This is a genomic window from Streptomyces sp. NPDC088746 (assembly GCF_044751065.1).
In the GTDB taxonomy this organism is placed as follows: Bacteria; Actinomycetota; Actinomycetes; order Streptomycetales; family Streptomycetaceae; genus Streptomyces.
Map to the genome: position 1 here is coordinate 385,823 of NZ_JBIVLA010000006.1, position 19,566 is coordinate 405,388.

The 19,566-nt window shown below is 72.8% G+C and carries 18 protein-coding genes; 8 read left to right on the top strand and 10 right to left on the bottom strand.

Annotation, left to right across the window (positions count from 1 at the left end; translation table 11 throughout):
* Positions 1-52 precede the first annotated feature (52 nt).
* Positions 53-715, bottom strand: a complete 663-nt coding sequence (locus tag ACIP63_RS26685; protein WP_033300087.1) for a response regulator transcription factor — start codon at positions 713-715, stop codon at positions 53-55.
* A 224-nt stretch (positions 716-939) separates the two neighbouring features.
* Positions 940-1,599 carry a DUF3000 domain-containing protein gene (locus ACIP63_RS26690; RefSeq protein ID WP_401520299.1) on the bottom strand — a complete coding sequence of 220 codons (660 nt, stop codon included), beginning with the start codon at positions 1,597-1,599 and terminating at the stop codon, positions 940-942.
* Positions 1,600-1,691: 92 nt separating this feature from the next.
* On the opposite strand from ACIP63_RS26690, the gene hemE reads away from it, so the two are divergent.
* Positions 1,692-2,801, top strand: coding sequence for a uroporphyrinogen decarboxylase (gene hemE / locus ACIP63_RS26695; protein ID WP_401520302.1), 1,110 nt, complete (start codon positions 1,692-1,694; stop codon positions 2,799-2,801).
* Positions 2,802-2,853: 52 nt separating this feature from the next.
* On the opposite strand, the gene ACIP63_RS26700 is transcribed toward hemE, so the two are convergent.
* Both ACIP63_RS26700 and ACIP63_RS26705 read right to left on the bottom strand, forming a co-directional pair.
* Positions 2,854-4,233, bottom strand: a complete 1,380-nt coding sequence (locus ACIP63_RS26700; RefSeq protein ID WP_401520304.1) for an FAD-dependent oxidoreductase — start codon at positions 4,231-4,233, stop codon at positions 2,854-2,856.
* Between the two features lie 83 nt (positions 4,234-4,316).
* The gene (locus ACIP63_RS26705; RefSeq protein WP_401520307.1) at positions 4,317-5,297 is read right to left on the bottom strand and encodes a DUF4349 domain-containing protein; all 981 of its coding nucleotides are present in this window, start codon (positions 5,295-5,297) and stop codon (positions 4,317-4,319) included.
* A 127-nt stretch (positions 5,298-5,424) separates the two neighbouring features.
* Between ACIP63_RS26705 and hemG the strand changes: the two genes are divergently transcribed.
* Positions 5,425-6,912, top strand: coding sequence for a protoporphyrinogen oxidase (gene hemG, locus ACIP63_RS26710; RefSeq protein ID WP_401520309.1), 1,488 nt, complete (start codon positions 5,425-5,427; stop codon positions 6,910-6,912).
* 4 nt (positions 6,913-6,916) lie between these two features.
* On the top strand, positions 6,917-7,630 hold the full coding sequence (hemQ, locus tag ACIP63_RS26715) for a hydrogen peroxide-dependent heme synthase (protein WP_401520311.1): 714 nt from the start codon (positions 6,917-6,919) through the stop codon (positions 7,628-7,630).
* A gap of 278 nt (positions 7,631-7,908) precedes the next feature.
* Here hemQ and ACIP63_RS26720 read toward each other — a convergent pair whose 3' ends face one another.
* From ACIP63_RS26720 to ACIP63_RS26730, 3 genes are all read right to left on the bottom strand, one after another.
* A complete protein-coding gene (locus ACIP63_RS26720; RefSeq protein ID WP_401520314.1) occupies positions 7,909-8,685 on the bottom strand; it encodes a TIGR04222 domain-containing membrane protein in 777 nt (258 codons plus the stop codon).
* A gap of 117 nt (positions 8,686-8,802) precedes the next feature.
* Positions 8,803-9,816 (bottom strand): TIGR04222 domain-containing membrane protein, encoded by a 1,014-nt coding sequence (locus ACIP63_RS26725; RefSeq protein ID WP_401520316.1) that lies wholly within the window; start codon positions 9,814-9,816, stop codon positions 8,803-8,805.
* A gap of 6 nt (positions 9,817-9,822) precedes the next feature.
* Complete coding sequence (locus ACIP63_RS26730) at positions 9,823-11,115, bottom strand: DUF692 domain-containing protein (protein WP_401520318.1); 1,293 nt, start codon at positions 11,113-11,115, stop codon at positions 9,823-9,825.
* A gap of 530 nt (positions 11,116-11,645) precedes the next feature.
* Here ACIP63_RS26730 and ACIP63_RS26735 point away from each other — a divergent pair.
* Positions 11,646-13,004, top strand: coding sequence for a family 43 glycosylhydrolase (locus ACIP63_RS26735; protein WP_401520321.1), 1,359 nt, complete (start codon positions 11,646-11,648; stop codon positions 13,002-13,004).
* Between the two features lie 6 nt (positions 13,005-13,010).
* Here the strand turns inward: ACIP63_RS26735 and ACIP63_RS26740 are convergent, their stop codons facing one another.
* Both ACIP63_RS26740 and ACIP63_RS26745 read right to left on the bottom strand, forming a co-directional pair.
* Positions 13,011-13,763: a DUF4142 domain-containing protein gene (locus ACIP63_RS26740; RefSeq protein ID WP_401520733.1), complete on the bottom strand. Its 753-nt coding sequence runs from the start codon at positions 13,761-13,763 to the stop codon at positions 13,011-13,013.
* Positions 13,764-13,955: 192 nt separating this feature from the next.
* Complete coding sequence (locus ACIP63_RS26745) at positions 13,956-14,903, bottom strand: LysR family transcriptional regulator (RefSeq protein WP_401520323.1); 948 nt, start codon at positions 14,901-14,903, stop codon at positions 13,956-13,958.
* Between the two features lie 114 nt (positions 14,904-15,017).
* On the opposite strand from ACIP63_RS26745, the gene ACIP63_RS26750 reads away from it, so the two are divergent.
* Together ACIP63_RS26750 and ACIP63_RS26755 are read left to right on the top strand one after the other, a co-directional pair.
* Positions 15,018-15,911, top strand: a complete 894-nt coding sequence (locus ACIP63_RS26750; protein ID WP_401520326.1) for an NAD(P)H-binding protein — start codon at positions 15,018-15,020, stop codon at positions 15,909-15,911.
* 89 nt (positions 15,912-16,000) lie between these two features.
* Complete coding sequence (locus ACIP63_RS26755) at positions 16,001-16,366, top strand: darcynin family protein (protein WP_401520329.1); 366 nt, start codon at positions 16,001-16,003, stop codon at positions 16,364-16,366.
* 35 nt (positions 16,367-16,401) lie between these two features.
* On the opposite strand, the gene ACIP63_RS26760 is transcribed toward ACIP63_RS26755, so the two are convergent.
* A complete protein-coding gene (locus tag ACIP63_RS26760; RefSeq protein ID WP_401520332.1) occupies positions 16,402-17,166 on the bottom strand; it encodes a peptidyl-tRNA hydrolase in 765 nt (254 codons plus the stop codon).
* A 73-nt stretch (positions 17,167-17,239) separates the two neighbouring features.
* Here ACIP63_RS26760 and ACIP63_RS26765 point away from each other — a divergent pair, with 73 nt between their 5' ends.
* Positions 17,240-17,914 carry an AIM24 family protein gene (locus ACIP63_RS26765; RefSeq protein ID WP_401520335.1) on the top strand — a complete coding sequence of 225 codons (675 nt, stop codon included), beginning with the start codon at positions 17,240-17,242 and terminating at the stop codon, positions 17,912-17,914.
* Positions 17,911-19,560, top strand: a complete 1,650-nt coding sequence (locus ACIP63_RS26770) for an ATP-binding cassette domain-containing protein (protein ID WP_401520338.1) — start codon at positions 17,911-17,913, stop codon at positions 19,558-19,560. Before ACIP63_RS26765 ends, ACIP63_RS26770 begins: the two co-directional genes overlap by 4 nt.
* Positions 19,561-19,566 lie beyond the last annotated feature (6 nt).

Sequence of the window (19,566 nt, forward strand, 5' to 3'; positions counted from 1 at the left end):
CGCCTAAACCGGCCGGTTACGCATCCGCGCAGGTACCGGCGGGGTGCAGGGGTCAGTGGATGATGCCCGTGCGCAGGGCCACGGCGACCATTCCGGCGCGGTCTCCGGTGCCGAGCTTGCGGGCGATGCGGGCGAGGTGGCTCTTGACCGTGAGGGCGGAGAGGCCCATCGAGACGCCGATGGCCTTGTTGGACTGGCCTTCGGCGACCAGGCGGAGCACCTCCACCTCACGGCCGGAGAGTTCGCGGTAGCCGCCCGGGTGGCTCGGGGAACCGGGAGGCCTGCGGTGCATGCGGGCGGCATTGGCGCCGATCGGGGCGACGCCGGGACGGGTGGGGTGGCCGATGTTGGTACGCGTGCCGGTGACGACATAGCCCTTCACGCCGCCCGCGAGGGCGTTGCGAACCGCGCCGATGTCATCGGCGGCGGAGAGGGCGAGGCCGTTCGGCCAGCCGGCGGCTCGGGTCTCGGACAGCAGGGTCAGCCCGGAACCGTCGGGCAGGTGGACGTCGGCAACGCAGATGTCGCGCGGGTTGCCGACGCGGGGGCGGGCCTCCGCGATGGACGACGCCTCGATGACGTCACGAACTCCGAGGGCCCACAGATGGCGGGTGACGGTGGAACGGACGCGCGGGTCGGCCACGACGACCATGGCCGTCGGCTTGTTCGGGCGGTAGGCGACCAGGCTTGCGGGCTGCTCGAGGAGAACGGACACCAGGCCTCCTGGGGAGTGGAGTGGGGGGACGGGCCGGCTCGGGGATGAAGCCGGGGCGAACCGTGCTTGAAGGGTCATTGACCTCTTCGGCAGCAGGTGCGTCCTCCTTTAGGGGAAGATCACGATTTAGTGAGTAACAATTCGGACAAATAGGACGCACGATCGATTGTACGAAAAGAGAGCCGGCCCCCGTGCGACCGGCTCCCCACGAAAATGACGCAGCGTTATGAGACCTGCGGCCCGCGCCTCTGGGGCAGCGTCACCACCGCCGCGTCGGAGGTGCCCGACGGCGGCAGGCCGGCGAGCTGGCAGAGCAGATCGCCCCAGGCGGCCAGGTGCGCCCCCGTGTCCGGCACCCCGCCGCGCCCCTCGCGCGGCGTCCACGAGGCCCGGATCTCGATCTGCGTCGCCGGGCGGCGCGCGGACAGCGCGCCGAAGTAGTGCGAACCGGCGCGCGTCACCGTCCCGCCGGCCTCCCCGTACGAGAGGCCCCGGGCGTCCAGCGCCCCCGTGAGCCAGGACCAGCAGACCTCGGGCAGCAGCGGGTCGGCCGCCATCTCCGGTTCGAGTTCGGCGCGTACGAGCGTCACCAAGCGGAACGTGCCCTGCCAGGTGTCGTGTCCGGACGGGTCGTGCAGGAGGACCAGACGGCCGTCGGCGAGATCCTCCTCGTCCTCCACGACCGCGGCCTCCAGGGCGTACGCGTGCGGGGCGAGCCGCTGCGGCGGGCGTGTCGGCTCGACCTCCAGTTCGGGGCGCAGGCGGGCGGAACGCAGCGCGTCGACCGCCGACCGGAACGCGGGCGGGACGCCGTCGCCTTCCGCGCCCTCCTCGCTGTCAGTGCCATCGGAATGATCGGAAAATTGTCCCTGAGCCGGAGCCATGCGGGGAAGAGTAGGCGGAACCGGAGCGCCGTGCAGGGAGGGACACCCATGCGGCGTCCGGCTCGTTGTCACTCCGTGCGAAGATTCTGTGCGTGAGTGCCAACGACCTTCCCCAAGAGCTCAGCTCCGTCCGATCAGGGGAGGGCCCGTCCTCGGGCCTGCGGACGACCCCCGCCACCCATGACTCGGCGTTCCTCAAGGCGTGCCGCCGGGAGCCGGTGCCGCACACCCCGGTCTGGTTCATGCGACAGGCGGGACGCTCGCTGCCCGAGTACCTGAAGGTCCGCGAGGGCATCGCGATGCTCGACTCGTGCATGATGCCGGAGCTGGTCACCGAGATCACGCTGCAGCCCGTGCGCCGTCACAAGGTCGACGCCGCGATCTACTTCAGCGACATCGTCGTACCGCTCAGGGCCATCGGCATCGACCTCGACATCAAGCCCGGCATCGGCCCGGTGATCGCCGAGCCGATCCGCACCCGCGCCGACCTGGCCCGGCTGCGCGACCTCACGCCCGAGGACGTCCCGTACGTCACCGAGGCCTTCGGGATGCTCACCGCCGAGCTCGGCGCCACGCCGCTCATCGGGTTCGCGGGTGCGCCGTTCACCCTCGCGAGCTACCTCGTGGAGGGCGGCCCGTCCCGCAACCACGAGCGCACCAAGGCCATGATGTACGGCGAGCCGGAGCTCTGGGCCGACCTGCTCGACCGGCTCGCGGAGATCACCGGCGCGTTCCTCAAGGTCCAGATCGAGGCCGGCGCCTCCGCCGTGCAGCTCTTCGACTCCTGGGTCGGCGCCCTGGCCCCGGCCGACTACCGCCGCTCCGTGATGCCGGCCTCCGCGAAGGTCTTCGACGCCGTCGCGCCGTACGGCGTCCCGCGCATCCACTTCGGCGTCGGCACCGGCGAGCTGCTCGGCCTGATGGGCGAGGCCGGCGCGGACGTCGTCGGCGTCGACTGGCGCGTCCCGATGGACGAGGGCGCCCGCCGGGTCGGCCCCGGCAAGGCGCTCCAGGGCAACCTCGACCCGGCGGTGCTGTTCGCGCCGACCGAGGTGGTGGAGGCGAAGACCCGCGAGGTGCTCGACGCCGCCGCCGGTCTCGAGGGCCACATCTTCAACCTCGGGCACGGCGTCATGCCGGCCACCGACCCGGACGCCCTGACGCGCCTGGTGGAGTACGTCCACCAGCAGACGGCGCACTGACGGCGGCCTCCGACGCCGTGCGCTGATCCACCAGGGATTACGGGACCAGCCCTCAGCCACCGGCCGCCCGCACCGCCGTCACGGCCTTGCGGGCGGCCACCAGGACCGGGTCCCAGACCGGGGAGAACGGCGGCGCGTAGCCGAGGTCGAGGGCCGTCATGGCCTCCACCGTCATCCCGGCGGTGAGCGCCACGGCCGCGACGTCCACGCGCTTCGCCGCCCCCTCACGGCCGACGATCTGCACACCCAGCAGCCTGCCGGTCCGGTACTCGGCGAGCATCTTCACCGTCATCGGCTTCGCCCCCGGGTAGTAGCCGGCGCGGCCCGTCGACTCGATCGTCGCCGTGACGAAGCGCAGGCCGACCGCGCGTGCGTCCTTCTCGCGCAGCCCGGTCCTGGCGATCTCCAGGTCGCACACCTTGCTCACCGCCGTGCCCACCACGCCGGGGAACGTGCCGTAACCCCCGCCGACGTTGGACCCGATGATCTGGCCGTGCTTGTTGGCGTGGGTGCCGAGCGCGATGTGCCGGGTGCGGCCCGCGACGAGGTCCAGGACCTCGACGCAGTCACCGCCGGCCCAGATGTCGTCCTGCCCCACGACCCGCATCGACAGGTCCGTCAGGAGGCCGCCGTGCGGCCCCAGCGGCAGACCGGCCTCGCGGGCCAGGGCGGTCTCCGGCTCGACGCCGATACCGAGCACGACGACGTCCGCCGGGTAGGTCCCCCCGTCCGTGACGACCTCCGTGACCCGGCCGTCCGGGCCGGTGCCGATGCGGGTGACCCCGGCACCGTTGACCGTGGTGATGCCCAGTCCGTCCATCGCGTCGTGGACCAGTTTCCCCATGTCCGGGTCGAGCGTCGCCATCGGCTGCGCACCGCGGTTGAGCACCGTCACCTCGAAGCCGCGCTTGAGCATCGCCTCGGCCATCTCGACGCCGATGTAGCCCGCGCCGATGACGACCGCCCGGCGCCCCGGAGCCCGTTCCAGCGATTCCAGGAGCGCCTGGCCGTCGCCCAGGGTCTGCACGCCGTGCACACCGGGGGCGTCGATCCCGGGCAGCCCGGGGCGCACCGGCCGGGCGCCCGTGGCGATCACCAGCTTGTCGTAGCCCGTCCAGTACGTCTCGCCGCTGTCGCGGTCCAGCGCCCGCACCCGGTGCCCCGCGACGTCGATCTCCGTCACCTCGGTGCGGGTGCGCAGATCGATCGAACGGGCCCGGTGCTCCTCGGGCGTACGGGCGATGAGGTCGTCCGGCCCCTCGACGTCCCCGCTCACCCAGTACGGGATGCCGCAGGCGGAGTAGGACGTGAAGTCGCCGCGTTCGAAGGCGACGATGCTCATCGCGTCCGGCCCCTTGAGCCTGCGGGCCTGCGACGCGGCGGACATGCCCGCCGCGTCGCCCCCGACGACCACCAGTCGCTCCGCCGTCATGTGCCAGGTCCCTTCGCCGTCGTGTGCGGGGTCAGGGGCCCACGCTACGACGCCCAGGGGGCCGGAGGGGCCTGCGGTCACGCCTAGGGGGCCGGCGGGGCCTGCGGCGTCTCCGGCGACGGCTCCCGTGGCGTCGTACGGCGTCGTGGCAGACAGCCGCGGAGCAGCCGCCACAGGAGCACCAGGACGGCCGCCGCGGCCAGGAACGGCGCCGTGGCGCCGATCGCCACCGCGATCCACCGCAGCATCGTCACGAAGGCGTCCCAGCCGCCTTCCAGGGCGTCCAGGAAGCCGGTGTCCTCGTCCTCGGGGTCCTTCCCGTCCTCGTACGGCTCGCTGAGTTCGAGCGTGACGGTCGCGAGCGAGGTGCGGTCCTCCAGCGACGCCTGCTGCGCGAGCAGGGACTCCAAGTCGGACTGCCGACTGCTCAGTTCGCCTTCCAGCGTCACCACGTCGGTGAGCTTCCCCGCCTTGTCCATCAGGTCCCGGACCCGTGCGACGCTCGCCCGCTGCGTGGCGATCCGGCTCTCGACGTCGACGACCTGCCCGGTGACGTCCTTCGCGTTCGACGTGCGCGACAGCAGCTTCCCCGACCCGGCGAGGCCGTTCAGCACCTCCTCGTACCGGGCCTGTGGCACGCGCAGGACGAGATGGGACATCTCATGGGTGTCGTCGACCCGTTCCGTGGTCTCGTCCGCCACGATTCCACCGGCGCCCTCCGCGGCGCTCCGGGCCGCGGAGGACGCCTTCGGCACGCTCTTCACCTCGATGGAGAGCGTGGCCGTGCGGATGACGTGGACCGCGACCGCGGAGCCCGGATCCGGTGCCGAGGAGGCGCCGTCGGCGGGCTTCACGGCCGACTTCTCGCCGGCACCGGCCCCGGCGGGCGCCGCCGCCTTGTTGTCGCCCGCGGATCGCAGATCCCGCGTGCCGCTGTCGCCGGAGGCGCCGCACGCGCCGGTGGCCATGAGCACCACGAGCAGCCCGGCGGCCGCCGTCACGCGTGATCCGCGGCGGCCGGGGCGAGTGGGTGGATGACTGTCCGTGTGTCGGTCGAAAGGCATAACGCGTCCCCCCAGGGCCGTTGTTGCTGGTGCCGGTTCGACGTAAGGGGTCCGTGTGCGGGTTTCGTGTCCGTGGTTTCGAAGCGGTCACGTTCGGGACTCGGGACGGGTTTGAGAGAGTGGACCCATGCAGCGTTCTTCTCAGCGCGACACCACGCGTACGGGCCACGTCGTCGTCATCGGCGGCGGCATCGCCGGACTCGCCGCCGCCCACCGGCTGCTGGGCTCCGGCCTCCGGGTCACCGTCCTGGAGGCGACCGAGCGGCTCGGCGGCAAGCTGATGACCGGCGAGATCGCGGGCACCCGGGTCGACCTCGGCGCCGAATCGATGCTCGCGCGCCGGCCCGAGGCGGTCGAACTGGCCACGGCGGCCGGGCTCGGCGACCGGCTCCAGCCGCCCGCCACCGCCACGGCCTCGGTCTGGACCCGCGACGCCCTGCGCCCCATGCCCAAGGGCCATGTGATGGGCGTGCCGGGCGACCCGTCGGCGCTCAGCGGCGTGCTCTCGCCCGAGGGTCTGGCCCGGATCGCCGAGGAGCGCGACCTCACCCCGACCGCCGTCGGCGACGACGTCGCGGTCGGCTCGTACGTCGCCGACCGGCTCGGCCGCGAGGTCGTCGACCGGCTCGTCGAACCGCTGCTCGGCGGGGTGTACGCGGGCGACGCCTACCGGATCTCGATGCGCGCGGCCGTGCCCCAGCTCTTCGAGGCCGTGAAGGAGGGCGGCCCGCTCCTCGACGGCGTACTCCGCATCCAGGAGAGGGCCGCCGCCCGGCAGCAGACCGGCCCGGTCTTCCAAGGCATCGAGGGGGGCATCGGCACCCTGCCGGGGGCCGTGGCCGATGCCGTACGGGCCGCAGGCGCCGAAATTCTGATGGAGACCCCGGTGCTCGGCCTGACCCGGACCGGCGAGGGCTGGGACGTGCGCACCGACAGCCGGGTGATCGCCGCCGACGGCCTCGTCCTGGCCACCCCCGCCTGGTCCGCGTCCACCCTGCTCGCCGCCGAGTGCCCGGCCGCCTCGGTCGAGCTCGCCGCCGTCGAGTACGCCTCGATGGCCCTGGTCACCATGGCCTTCCGGCGCGCCGACATCGAGGGCACCGAGGCGCTCCGGGGGCGCTCCGGATTCCTCGTGCCGCCCGTCGACGGACGCACGATCAAGGCCGCCACCTTCTCCAGCAACAAGTGGCAGTGGGTCGCCGACGCGGCCCCCGACCTCTTCGTGCTGCGCACCTCCGTCGGCCGCTACGGCGAGGAGGAGCACCTGCACCGTGAGGACTCCGAGCTCGTCGCCGCGTCCCTGGGCGATCTCGAATCCGCTGCCGGGCTGACGGCCCGGCCGGTGGACACCGAGGTCACCCGGTGGATCGGGGGGCTGCCGCAGTACCCCGTGGGCCACCTCTCCCGCGTCGCCAGGATCCGTGAGGAGGTCGCCAAGCTGCCCGGTCTGCGGGTCTGCGGAGCGGTGTACGACGGCGTCGGGATCCCGGCCTGCGTCGCCAGTGCGCACCGTGCCGCGGACGAGATCGTCCAGGACCTCACGGGTCCGGTCACGGGGGAGATCGACAACACGCCGCCCCGGGTTCGGGGCACCGGGAGCGAGGCGGGACAATAGCCGTATGAGTGCGCCAGAAAAGCTTCCGAACGCAGGCAAGAAGGCCAAGGACCTCAACGAGGTCATCCGCTACACCCTGTGGTCCGTCTTCAGGCTGAAGGACGTCCTTCCCGTGGACCGCGCCGGTTACGCCGACGAGGTCCAGGAGCTGTTCGACCAGCTCGGGGCCAAGGACATCACGGTCCGCGGCACGTACGACGTGTCCGGTCTCCGGGCCGACGCCGATCTGATGATCTGGTGGCACGCCGAGACCTCCGACGAGCTCCAGGAGGCGTACAACCTCTTCCGGCGCACGAAGCTGGGCCGCGCACTCGAGCCTGTCTGGTCGAACATGGCGCTGCACCGCCCCGCCGAGTTCAACAAGTCGCACGTGCCGGCCTTCCTGGCCGACGAGACCCCGCGCGACTACATCAGCGTGTACCCCTTCGTGCGCAGCTACGACTGGTACCTGCTGCCCGACGAGGACCGCCGCCGCATGCTCGCGGACCACGGCAAGATGGCCCGCGGCTACCCCGACGTGCGCGCCAACACGGTCGCCTCCTTCTCACTGGGGGACTACGAGTGGGTCCTCGCCTTCGAGGCCGATGAGCTGTACCGCATCGTCGACCTCATGCGTCACCTGCGGGCCTCCGAGGCGCGGCTGCACGTCCGCGAAGAGGTCCCGTTCTACACCGGACGCAGGAAGACCGTCGCAGACTTGGTGGCCGGACTCGCATAGCCAGCGTTTCCGGTCATCCCGACCCGGAAGATCAGTTGGCGGGCAACGGCGCGTGTGACGCCGCCCGTCGTTCCAGCGACACCGGGTCCGGTGCCGGGTGCACATCGGCCGACGGCCGGCGAACTGTCGTGGCCCGCGGGGGAGTCAGCCATTCCTCTCCGCGGGCCGCCGCTCCTCGCCGGTCCGGCCGATGTGCCCCGGGCCGCACAACTGGATAGCACAGCACCAGGGCCGCCCCGCCGGGGCGGCCCTGGTGCTGTGCGGCCCTCGACCAGGGTTCAGCCGCCGGTCCGCGCCCCGCTCAGCATCGCGGCCCGCAGGCCCGGGTCCTCCAGGGCTCCCACGCCCCTCACCGCCACCGCCGCCAGGAGATCGCGGTCCGCGCCGTGCACCGGGGCCGGCAGCGAGTCCAGCCAGCGCTGCCCGGACGGGGAGGCCCACGCGCTGTACGGATGGTTCTCCACCCGCGCGATGGCCAGGCAGCCCAGCGTCAGTACGAGCGGCAGCCCGAACCACGCGGCCACCGGACCGGCGTCGCCCGTCTCCTGACCGGGCATCAGCATGGCGGTGACCGCCAGGGCCACCACCAGCACCGCCGCGCCCCGTACGGCCCGCACCGCCGACTCCAGACCCGTGCGGGTCCCGTGCGGCACGGCGAGGCCCGTCGCGACGAGGCGGTCGGCCAGGGAGAGTACGGCGTCGGCGGCCGCCGCGGCGGCCCGGATGGGGCCTATCCGGGACTGCCCTTCCGGGCCGATCGCGCGTATCACGGTGCGCTCGACCTCGTCCCGGCCCTCCGGATCGACGACCGTCGCCCAGCCCGTGTGGGCGAGCAGCAGCCGGCGCCGCAGATGCATGGAGACCAGCGCGAGATCGGCCACCCGCTGCGGTCCGCCGGCCAGGAACGCCGTCTCGTACAGGTTGAGTTCGGGGGAGGCGGGCGCCCGCGCGGCACGAGGCTGCGGCTGGGCCGCACCCGCCGTGAGGAGGCACAGCCGGATGCAGGAGACGGCGGCCGCGCCCCACGCGACCAGAAGAAGCAGGACCCAGAGCATGGCCGAGTTCTATGCGAAAACGGCAGGGAAGCGCCATGGGTTGTTCACGATATGGACCAAACTCGGTCACGGACGGTCATGGGTGGCTGAATCCATACGCCTGCCGACCCCGCACCGTCACGAGCCCCCGCCGCAGCTGGACCCTCCGCCACAGCTCGACCCGCTGCTGGAACCGGATCCGCCGCCACAGCTCGACCCACCGCTGCCGCAGCTCGATCCCGAACCGCACGCGGAACCCGAACCCGAGTCACCGCCGCCGCCACTGGATCCGCCGCAGCTCCCGCCGCCGGGGCCCGCCCCGGCGCACCACACCACCGGCACGAACGCGACGCCGGCGGCGGACGAGGACGTGGAGACCGACGAGGAGCGCCCGGCGGGCCGCTGCCTGGCCGCAGCCACCAACTGCCCCTGGAGCTCGGGGTCGGGGAGCGCGGCCGGTCCCCGGGTGGCCACCAGGTGGGCCGGGTCGGTCACATGGGCGTTGGCCGCCCGGCAGCTGTCCGCGGCCCTGCGTCCCGCCCCGGTGAGCCGCGCCCTGGCCGACGCCGCGGTGGCCAGACCGACCACGGCCCCGGCCGCGAGCGCCGGCAGTACCTTCAGGACGAAGGGGAACGGCAGGTCCGCGTACGAGTCGTGCAGGGCGTACTGCGCGACGGTCAGTGCGATGGCGACCGGGAACCCCACGATGCATCCGATGCCCAGGGTGAGCGCCCAGGTACGGCGGGCCCGGCTCTCGCCGGGCGCGACCAGCAGCCCCCGGGCGGCCAGCCCGTCGCCGATCTCCTGCACCGCCGGATGCCGCATCACGGCCTCCCGCAGGGTGTGCAGGGCGCCGCTCGGGGCAGCGGCCAGCTCCTGGAGCACGGCGCGCTCCACGGCGTCCCGGGCCTCGGGCCGCTGGACCACGATGATGCCGGGACCACCGATGCGCAGGCGCCCGTCCGTGTGCATGCGGGTGAGAGCGGTGTCCACGACCCTGGACGGGCCACCGCTGAGAAAGGCCTCCTCGGAGAGGTCGTGCACATACACGGTGGCGCCGCTGTCCCGCAGTCCGGCGCGGCGCGTCGCGACGACCAGGAGCGTGCAGGAGACGGCCACGGCCAGGGTCAGCAGAAGGGCAAGAGCGTTCATGCGAAGTCACCTTCCGAGCAGGGCGGTACGGGCGGCGTGGACCAGACGGGTCCCGCGGCGCGGCGGACGGGGGGCGGCGCGCTCCTGCCACCAGCGGGTCAGCCTCCGGCGGGCCGCGTCGTCGGCCGGGCGGCCGGTGGCGAGCAGCTGCTCGGCGAAGCCGAGCGCGTCACGGCGGTAACCACCGGACATCGGCCGGTTCCTGGCGTACGCCAGGAACGCCTTCCGGTAGCCGTCGCCGAGGATCTCGGGCAGCTCCGGTGCGACCTTGGCGACGACGTCGGCCCGCTTCGCGGCCAGGGCGCGGCTCTGCACCCCGAGGCGCCGGTGGTCGAAGCCGTCCGGGGCGGGCGTGCCGGCCACGAGCGAGGAGAGCAGCGCGGTCTGCGCCACGGCGGTCCGGTCACGGGCCCCGGCCGCGCGGACGGCCGGCTCCGGCGGCCGGGAGGGCCCCTTCCGGGCGGCCCCCGGCGCGCCGGCCGCAGCGGCCAGCGTGGAGCGGATCGCGGTCAGTTCACCGGCCAGCTCGCCGGCCGGCGGGAAGTCGTCGTCGCGCTCCAGGAGGACCCCGGGCGGGTCCACACGGGAGCGGAGCTCGCCCAGCACGTCCAGGACGGGGCGGGTCACGGGGTGGGCGTGCGTGTCGTGCCAGACGCCGTCCTTCTCGACGCCGCCCGCCACGTGGACGTACGCGATGGCCTCCACGGGCAGTTCGTCCAGCGCCGTCGCGGGGTCCTCGCCGCGGTTCACGTGGTTGGTGTGCAGATTGGCGACGTCGATCAGCAGCCGTACGCCGGTGCGCTCGACCAGCTCCGCGAGGAACTGGCCCTCGGTCAGCTCCTCGCCGGGCCAGGAGATCAGGGCGGCGATGTTCTCCAGGGCCAGCGGGACGGGCAGCGAGTCCTGCGCGATCCGCACGTTCTCGCAGAGCGCGTCCAGGGCGTCCCAGGTCCTCGGTACCGGCAGCAGATGGCCCGCCTCCAGGACCGGCGACGCGGTGAGCGGCCCTCCGGCGCGTACGAACGCGATGTGTTCCGTCACCAAGGGGGTGCCCAGCAGCTCGGCGCGTGCGGCGAGGCCGGCGAGGCGGCCGGGATCCGGGCGGTCGGCGCCGCCCAGGCCCAGCGAGACCCCGTGCGGGACGACCGTGACCCCGCGCTCCCGCAGGCGTACGAGGGAGTCGGGGAGATGGTCCGCGCAGACGTTCTCCGCGACCGCCTCGACCCAGTCGATCCCCGGCAGTGCCTCGACGGCGTCCGCGATCTCCGGCCGCCATCCGATGCCGATCCCCAGCTTCATGGTGTCCCCTCCCCGTCCTGTGCAGGGGTCATGGCCCCGTCGTGCGGCGGTGAACCCGGAAGGGGGGACGTTCAGAGCTGAATTTGAGGTTCCCGGACAGGACCGAAGTGCGCCGTTACCTGATCGTGATGCTCCTTGAGGGCTCAGCGGCACCCCACCGACCTGCGGAAACGCGGAGTGGCACAGATATGCCGACGAGCCGGACACTCCGGATTAATTCCACGGCCCGTTGACGGAGATCAACAGGCCTTCGCATGCTGATCGACATGCCATCCAAGGACGGCCGCACCCTCCCGGCGGGGTGTCCGGGCCGGCACCGCACGACCGCCGCGCCGCGCGTCCCGTAGCGCCCGGCGCGGGCGTTGACCGCCGCCCGGCTCCGCCTCCACCGGCGCGTACGTCCGCCGGAGAAGCCCGGCCCGCCCCGAACGAAACCGGCCCAGGAGCGGGCCGGACGATCCGCCGTGCCCGCCGACGGTCCTCGCGGACCGGCACGGCGTCCTGGACGAACGAAGGAGAACGTCACCGATATGACCAGCACCGAGAACAGGCCGCACCTCGGCCGGCGGTCCCTGCTGGCCCGTGCCGCCGGAGTGGGAGCGGCGGCCGCGCTGCCCGTGGCCGCCGCACCGGCGGCGCGGGCCTCGGCCGCCCCTGCTCCGGACCCCGTCCCCGCGGCCGCGGGGAAGCGGCGGTACCCGGCGAACTGGCCCGACCCCGAGCCCTACGGCCTCGCGGACACCCGGCAGGACCTGTGGCCTCGTGAGGACAACTCGTTCGTCCTCCCGCTGGAGCTGCGCCCCCGCGACAAGGAGCGCGGAGTGGTGTGGATGCGGGACACCTATGTCAACTGCTTCGTCGTCGACGGCCGTCCGCTCTACGTCGCCACGGGCACCACCCGCGTGCCCGGCCTCGAAGCGGCCGGTCCGTGGAACGACGGCATCTTCGTCTGGACGGCCCGCTCCCTCAAAGGCCCCTGGAAGCTGGCCGACACGACGGGGATCCGGCCCGGTGCGGAGAAGGGCAAGGTCTGGTCGCCGGAGTTCACCGACGAGAACCGGCCCGGGCGCACGGTCGTCGCCCCGTGGCAGGAGTACTGGTACGACGAGCAGTTCGGCAAGCGCGGCCAGGCGTGGGCCCCGGAGCTGCACCACTTCCGGGGGAAGTGGTACATCGTCGCGTGCATGGGGGACCACTCCGAGAAGGTGGGCTCGTTCATGCTCGTGAGCGAGGGCGGGGTCGAGGGCCCGTACCGGCTCGTCGAGGGCAACCTGGAGAAGCCCTTCGGCGAGTCGTTCATCGGAGGGCCGAGCTTCATCAAGCCCGGTGCCTACCACCACATCGACGGCAGCCTCTACAGCGAGGGCGACGACGCCTGGCTCGTGCTGCACAACAACCTGTACGCGAAGTTCCGCGACGACATGGAGGACATCGTCCCGGCGACGGGCCTCCCCGCGTTCCGGCAGACCCCCTACACGCCCGAGCCGTATCTCGAAGGCGCGTACGTGTTCAAGTACGGGGGGAAGTACTTCCTCCTCCACGCCGCCTGGGACCGGACGTCGGTCGAGGCCGACGGCACCGCACGCCAGGCCTACGACCCGGGCGGCACGGGCCGTGTGCAGTACCAGTACGACGCGGTCGCCGCCGTCTCGGACACCTTCGAGGGCCCGTACTCAGAGCGCTGGACGGTCGGCGTCGGCGCCGGGCACAACAACTTCTTCGAGGATTCCCGCGGCGACCTGTGGGCGACGTTCTTCCGCAACCCCAACTTCGGCCACTGGTCCAACCCGTCACGGCTCGCCGACGCTGCCGTGCCCGGTGTCGTACGGGTGGAATGGACGGGTCCGAAGGGCAACCGCCTGTACGTCCAGCGCCGCGACCGTGACTGACGGGCCCTACGGCTGAGGCAGCGGAGCCATCGTCGGTGGCACCGGGCGGGAGGTGAACGACTGGTCGCCGCTCGGAGTCACCGGCAGCGGGACCTGCGGGACACCCGCACCCGAGGACACGGGAGGCCCCGAGGGGCTGGCCGTCGAAGCGCCGGCCGCTTCGCGCGCCAGGCCGTCGAAGTCGACGAAGCCGGTGCGCTCCAGCATCGTGATGTGGTCGAGCACGGTCTGGTTGGCGTCGGAGGCCAGCTGCCGGATCAGTGAGTTGCGCGTGGTGTGCCGGACCTGCGCGATCAGCGCGAACACCTTGCCGTGCGCGGCGCGCAGGAGATTGGCGAACTTCTGCTCGTACTCCTGGCCGCTCGCCGCGGTGAGCTCCCTGAGCCAGCCCTGCTGCTGCTCGGTCGGCTGGTTCGGGAGCTCCACCCCGAGCTTGGCCGCCACGTCGCGGGCCCGCCGGTCCAGATCCGTGTGACCGACCACCAGGTGATCCCCGGCGAGCTTCACCCCCTCGCTCGGTGCGCGCTCGATGGCCTGCTGCCCCGCCGGCAGCTCCCACAGCCCGGCGAGACGCACCTTGACCAGGAAGTCCCGGTCGGTCGCGGAGAGCGGGCCCCACTGGGTCGCGACGCTGGAGGCGTTCAGATTGGCCTCGCCGGTGCCCGAGCGGTCGGCGTACGACCACACGGGAAAGGCGAGCGCGCCGAGCGTGGCGGCCAGCGCGGCGATGATGAGGGCCGTTCCGTTGATGCGTCGCAGCAAGATGTCTCCCGGGCCGGTGCGTGACAGCTCGAATCAACCGCCAACTGACTCGGCGTTCAACCTACTTGGCGGCAATGCCGGTGCGGCAGTACGGGGAGATACGTATATCGGCGCAGGGATGTTCAGCCGGGCGGGAAACGGTGGGCGCGCCACCCGCCCTGTCCGGTGGGCCGGCGGGGCGGGACCACGTCAGACGGTCGGGCTCCCGGATGTGTGAAGAGTCCGGCGGACGGCGTCGCGGAGCCAGCGGTGGCCTCCGTCGGCTGCGTGGCGGGGGTGCCATGCCATGCCGATGGTCAGCGGCGGCAGGGGCAGGGGGATGTCGAGGAGGCGCAGACCGAGCGTCGTGGCGACATCGGTGAGGGGGGAGGGGGCGGCGCCGGGGAGTGCGGTGGGGATGAGGCAGACCGTGTCGCTGCGGGCGGCGAGGGCCATGGCGGCCATGTGGCTGGGGAGGACGGCAATGACCCGGCGGTGAAGGTTCCGCTCGGACAGGGCGGTGTCCAAGGGGCCGGTGAACCGGCCACGGCGGCTCACCACGACGTGTTCGGCGGCGGCGAGCCCGGCCGGGGTGAGGGGCCCCTCGGTGAGGGGGTGGCCGGGCCGGACGGCCGCCGCCATGCGGAGGGTGACCAGCTCCTCGACCCGGGTCTCCGGGTCGACGTGGTCGATGGACCCGACCTCCAGATCGATCCGCCCGTCGCGGAGCGCCGGTCCCGCTTCCAGGTCCTCGGCCCGGAACCGCAAGGACACCCCTGGCGCCTCCTGCCGGGCCAGCCGCAGCAGTCCGGGGGTCAGCGCCGCGCCGACCAGATCGGCCGCCTGGAGGGTGAAGGTGCTGCGCAGCGCGGCGAGGTCGACACCGGAGCCGGGAGCGAGCAGCGCTCCGAGGCGGTGCACCACCGCGGCGGCCTCGTCGCGCAGGGCCTGGGCGCGGGGCGTGGGGACCATGGTCTGGCCGGCCCGGACCAGGAGGGGGTCCTGAAGGATGCGGCGGAGCCGGGCGAGGGTGCGGCTCATGGCGGCGGGGGACGTGTGCAGGCGGGCGGCGGCGCGGGTGACGCTCTGCTCGGCCAGCAGGGCGTCCAACGCGACGGCGAGGTTGGCGTCGATTCCGGACCCTGGACTGCTGCTCATAGGCGTAATTCCCTCTCAGGCAAGTATTCCGTGCTGAAGTTCCCATTGTGGCAACACTGTGGGCCTCCGCAGGATGAGGGACGTACCGATCCGGCACGACCCCATGAGGTTTCCATGATCGTCATCACTGCTCCCACCGGGAACATCGGCCGCCATCTGCTCCCGCTCCTCCTGGAGGCCGCACCCGCCCACGGCGAGAAACTGCGCGTGATCGTGCGCGACCCCGCACGGCTGCCTGACGCGGTGCGTGAACGCGTCGAGGTGGTCACCGGCTCGCACGGCGAGACCGATGTCGTCGACCGGGCCTTCGAGGGTGCGGACGCCGTGTTCTGGCTCGTTCCCCCGGACTCCTCCCTGCCGCCGGAGGACGCCTACCGCGGCTTCACCGGCCCCGCCGCCAAGGCGCTCGTCGCTCACGGCGTCGGCCACGTCGTGGGCGTCTCCGCACTCGGCCGCGGAACCCCGGCCGCAGACCGCGCCGGACTCGTCACCGCTTCCCACGCCATGGACGACCTCATCGCCGGCACCGGCGTCGCCTACCGGGCCCTGGCCAATCCGTCCTTCTTCGAGAACCTCCTGGAGGAGGCCGGCTCGATCCGCGAGAAGGGTGTCTTCACCGATGCCGTCCGCGCGGACCGCAAGGCCCCACTCGTCGCCGTCACCGACATCGCGTCCGTCGCGGCCGGCCTGCTGCTGGAGCGCTCGTGGACCGGTAACGACAGCGTGCCGGTCCTCGGGCCGCAGGACCTGTCCCCCGACGACCTGGCCCGCATCATGACCGAGCAGCTCGGCCGCCCTGTCCGCTACGAACGCCGGCCGTTCGACGAGCTGTACGCCGACCTCATCGGCTACGGACTCGACGCGGCGTTCGCCCAGGGCATCGTCGACATGAAGCGGGCCAAGGACGAAGGGCTCGACGCGGGTGTCGCCCGCACGCCGGACACCGCCTCGCCCACCACCTTCGAGCAGTGGTGTGCCCGGACCCTCAAGCCCGCCGTCCTCGTCTGAAGACGCATCGCCTGAAGATGCGCCACCCCGTCACCGGCCCACAAGACGCCCACCGCACCACAACAACCGCCACCCCGGAGGCTCCCGTCATGTCCACCGAGGAAACCGCACCGCCGGTCACCGCGTTCATGCTCATCAAGACCATGCCCGAGTGGCTCGCCATGACCCCCCAGGAACGGGTGAACGCCTTCGCCACCCAGGTCATCCCCGCGATCAAGGCCAAGACCACCGGAGTCCGGTCACGCTTCTACGACACGGAGTTCTACTCCACCCGCGTCACCGACGTCTGGGTCTGGGAGGCCGACGACCACAACGCCTACCAGCTCCTCATCGACGCGCTGCGCGAAACCCCTTTCTGGGACCGCTACTTCGAGATCGTCGACCTCCTCGTCGGCACCGAGAACGGCTACGCCCGTACCTACGGGCTCGACCCCGTCGCCACCATCAGCACCTGACGGACCGCCCGCCCGGGCCGGCCGGCCCGGGCGGGTCAGCCGCGCAGGGCCGGGTGGTCGGCGACGACCGTGCAGGACCCCGGGGCGATCTCGGTGAATCCGGCGTCCCGCACCACCGGCAGCCCGGCGGAGGTGAGTTCGCGCCAGCGGGCGGCGTCCGGGGTGGCGACGGAGAGCGGGAACCCCGCCTCGCGCCACGCCTTGCGCTCCGTGTCCGACAGCTCCCACCAGGCGAGCTGGGCGCCGTGGCCCGCCTGAGCCATGGCCTTGCCCGCCGACATGTCGACGTCCGGACTCATCCACAGCACCGGACCGGCCGGATCGGGAGCCTGCGGAGGCTCCGGGTCGTCCAGGTCGGTGCCCGACACCTGGAGCTTGGCCAGCTCCTTGGGCCAGCCGTCCAGGGGCACCGGCGGGAACACCCGGACCTCGGCGTGCTCGCCCGTGACCGTGATCCCGGGCAGCGCGGAGGCCTTGCGCCACTCCGCGCCGCGCGCCCGCCGCACCACCTTGCGGATCCGGGCGTCCTGCCAGTCCCGCATGACCTGCGCCCACTCACCCTCCGCCCCGCCCTCGTCCTCACCGAGCGAGCGGGGGTCCGAGAGGATCGTGAGCACCGCGCGGGCCGCGGTCACCAGGGCGTCGTTGCGCGCCGGGGGGTCGGTCTTCTCGAGGTGGACCACCAGCGGCAGGACGAACTGCGGGGCCTCGTCACGGGCCGTCGGCTCCGTACGGAACGGGCTGTCGGCGGAGGTCTCCGGCGCGGCGGGAAGGGGTTCAGGAATGCTGTCGCTGCTCACGCGTCCAGTCTGCCAGGCCCCTGGGACAACGCGTTCTTGGCGGAACAGAGGGCTCCGGGTGAGGATGCGCGCTATGAAGAGCGACCTCTTTTCCAGCGAGCACATGGCGCAGCAGGCCACCGCCCCCGGCATGACCCTGCAGAACGCCAAGTCCATCAAGTACGCCGTCAACGGTGAGATGCACGCGCGTCAGGGATCCATGATCGCCTTCCGTGGCAATCTGAAGTTCGAGCGCAAGGGCCAGGGCATCGGCGGCATGCTCAAGCGGGCCGTGACCGGCGAGGGGCTGGCCCTGATGGCGGTCACCGGCCAGGGAGAGGCCTGGTTCGCCCATGAGGCGGCCAACTGTTTCATCGTGGAGATGGAGCAGGGCGACGTCCTGACCGTCAACGGCCGCAACGTCCTCTGTTTCGACGCCAGTCTGTCCTACGAGATAAAGACCGTGAAGGGCGCCGGAATGACCGGCGGCGGCCTCTTCAACAGCGTCTTCAGCGGATACGGCAAGCTCGGCCTGATCTGCGACGGCAACCCCATCGTGATCCCCGTCACCGCGCAGCAGCCGGTGTACGTCGACACGGACGCGGTCGTCGGCTGGAGCGCCCAGCTCTCGACCTCCCTGCACCGCTCGCAGAGTGTCGGCTCCATGGTGCGCGGCGGGTCCGGCGAGGCGGTCCAGCTGATGCTCCAGGGCGAGGGGTTCGTGATCGTACGCCCGAGTGAGCTCAAGCCGGAGAAGTCGTCCTCTTGATCCTTCGAGGAGTCGGCCGCCGATACGGCCTGCGCGGCCCCTGGGTGCTGCGCGGGCTCGATCTGGAGCTGCCCGCGCGCACCCTGGTCCGGATCGAGGGAGCCAACGGCGTCGGCAAGTCGACTCTGCTGAGGCTGCTCGCCGGCATCGACGCGCCGACCGAGGGGCGGCTCACGGACCGGCCGCGCACGGCGTACGTCCCCGAACGCTTCCCCGCGGCGCTCCCGTTCACCGCGGCCGGCTACCTCATCCACATGGGCCGCGTCCACGGGCTCCCCACCGCCGAGGCCGCCGTGAGGGCCCAGGAGTGGCTGGCGCGCTTCGGGGCCACCGGACACGCCCGTACACCTCTCGCGGAACTCTCCAAGGGGACCAGCCAGAAGGTCGCCGTCGCCCAGGCGCTCCTCGCCGAACCGGACCTCCTCGTCCTGGACGAGGCCTGGACCGGGCTCGACGCCGCGGCCCGCGGCGAACTGGACCGCGCCGTTGCCGAGCGGGTCGCCGAGGGCTCCACGGTGGTGTTCGTCGACCACGACCCGCGGCGGCTCGCCGGGGCGGCCGGCCTCGCGTACCGGCTGGAGGGCCGCACACTCACCCCGGCGGCGGATTCGCCCGGTGATACCGGCCCGCACGTCCGGATCGAGGCGACGGGCCGCCCGTCCTCCGCCCTCCCGCCAGGGCTGCCGGGCGCGCCCGTGGTGGAACGGGACGCCGGGAACCCGGCCGCGGTCCGGCTCACGACGACCGCGGCGCACTCGGACACCGTGCTCCACGCCCTCCTCACGGCCCGTCCGCCGTGGCACGTCACCGGGCTCTCACAGCTCCCCGCACCGGTGCCGGCCCCCGGACCCCCCGCCACGGACGGGGCGTCCGTGGATCTGATGCCCCGTCCGTCTCCCGGGACCGCGGGCACCGCCGCTCCCGTGCCGGAGACGGCCTCCCGCCCGGCCCGTGCGGTCCGGTCGCCGGTGGGTGCCACGACCGCCGTGATCCGCTACCAGGCCGCGACCCTGGCACGCTCCCAGCGGTGGCTCGCGCCCCTCCTCCTGTACACGGCGGTGCTCGGCATCGGCGTACGGGCGGGGCAGCCCCTGCTGGACTCGCTCGGCTACGCCGCCGCGGCGCTGCTCCCCGCGGCCGCCTGGTTCGTGCGGCTCTGCGTCACCCAGGAGCCGCTCGCCGCCCGGACGGTCACCGCCTCCGCCGCCGGGCCGTCGCGCGCCCACCTCGCCTCACTGCTCACCGGCCTGGGGTGCGCGCTCGCCCTGGGCGCCGTGGGTGCGGGGATCGTCCTGCTGATCAGCGAACCGGTCAGCACCGACCACACCGTCGCCGTCCCGCTCCTGCCCGCCGCACTCGCCGGACTGCTCGCGGCCGGGTGCTCCGCGCTGCTGGGGGCGGCGGTCGGGGCGCTCTGCGCCCGGCCGGTCCTGCACCGGCACGGCTGGTCGCTCGCCGCCACCGTGTCCGGCGCGCTGCTCGCCGTCGTGACCGAGGGTTCACCCGCGAAGGCCGCGGTGACGGGCCTGGTCTCCGGTTCGCTCACCGGCACGGTGCGGGTGCCGCTCCTGCCCCTGGCGGGGGCCCTCGTCATCGCCGTCGCGGTGGCCGCACTGACGTCCCGGACCGCCGCTCTGCGCGAGTGAGTACGC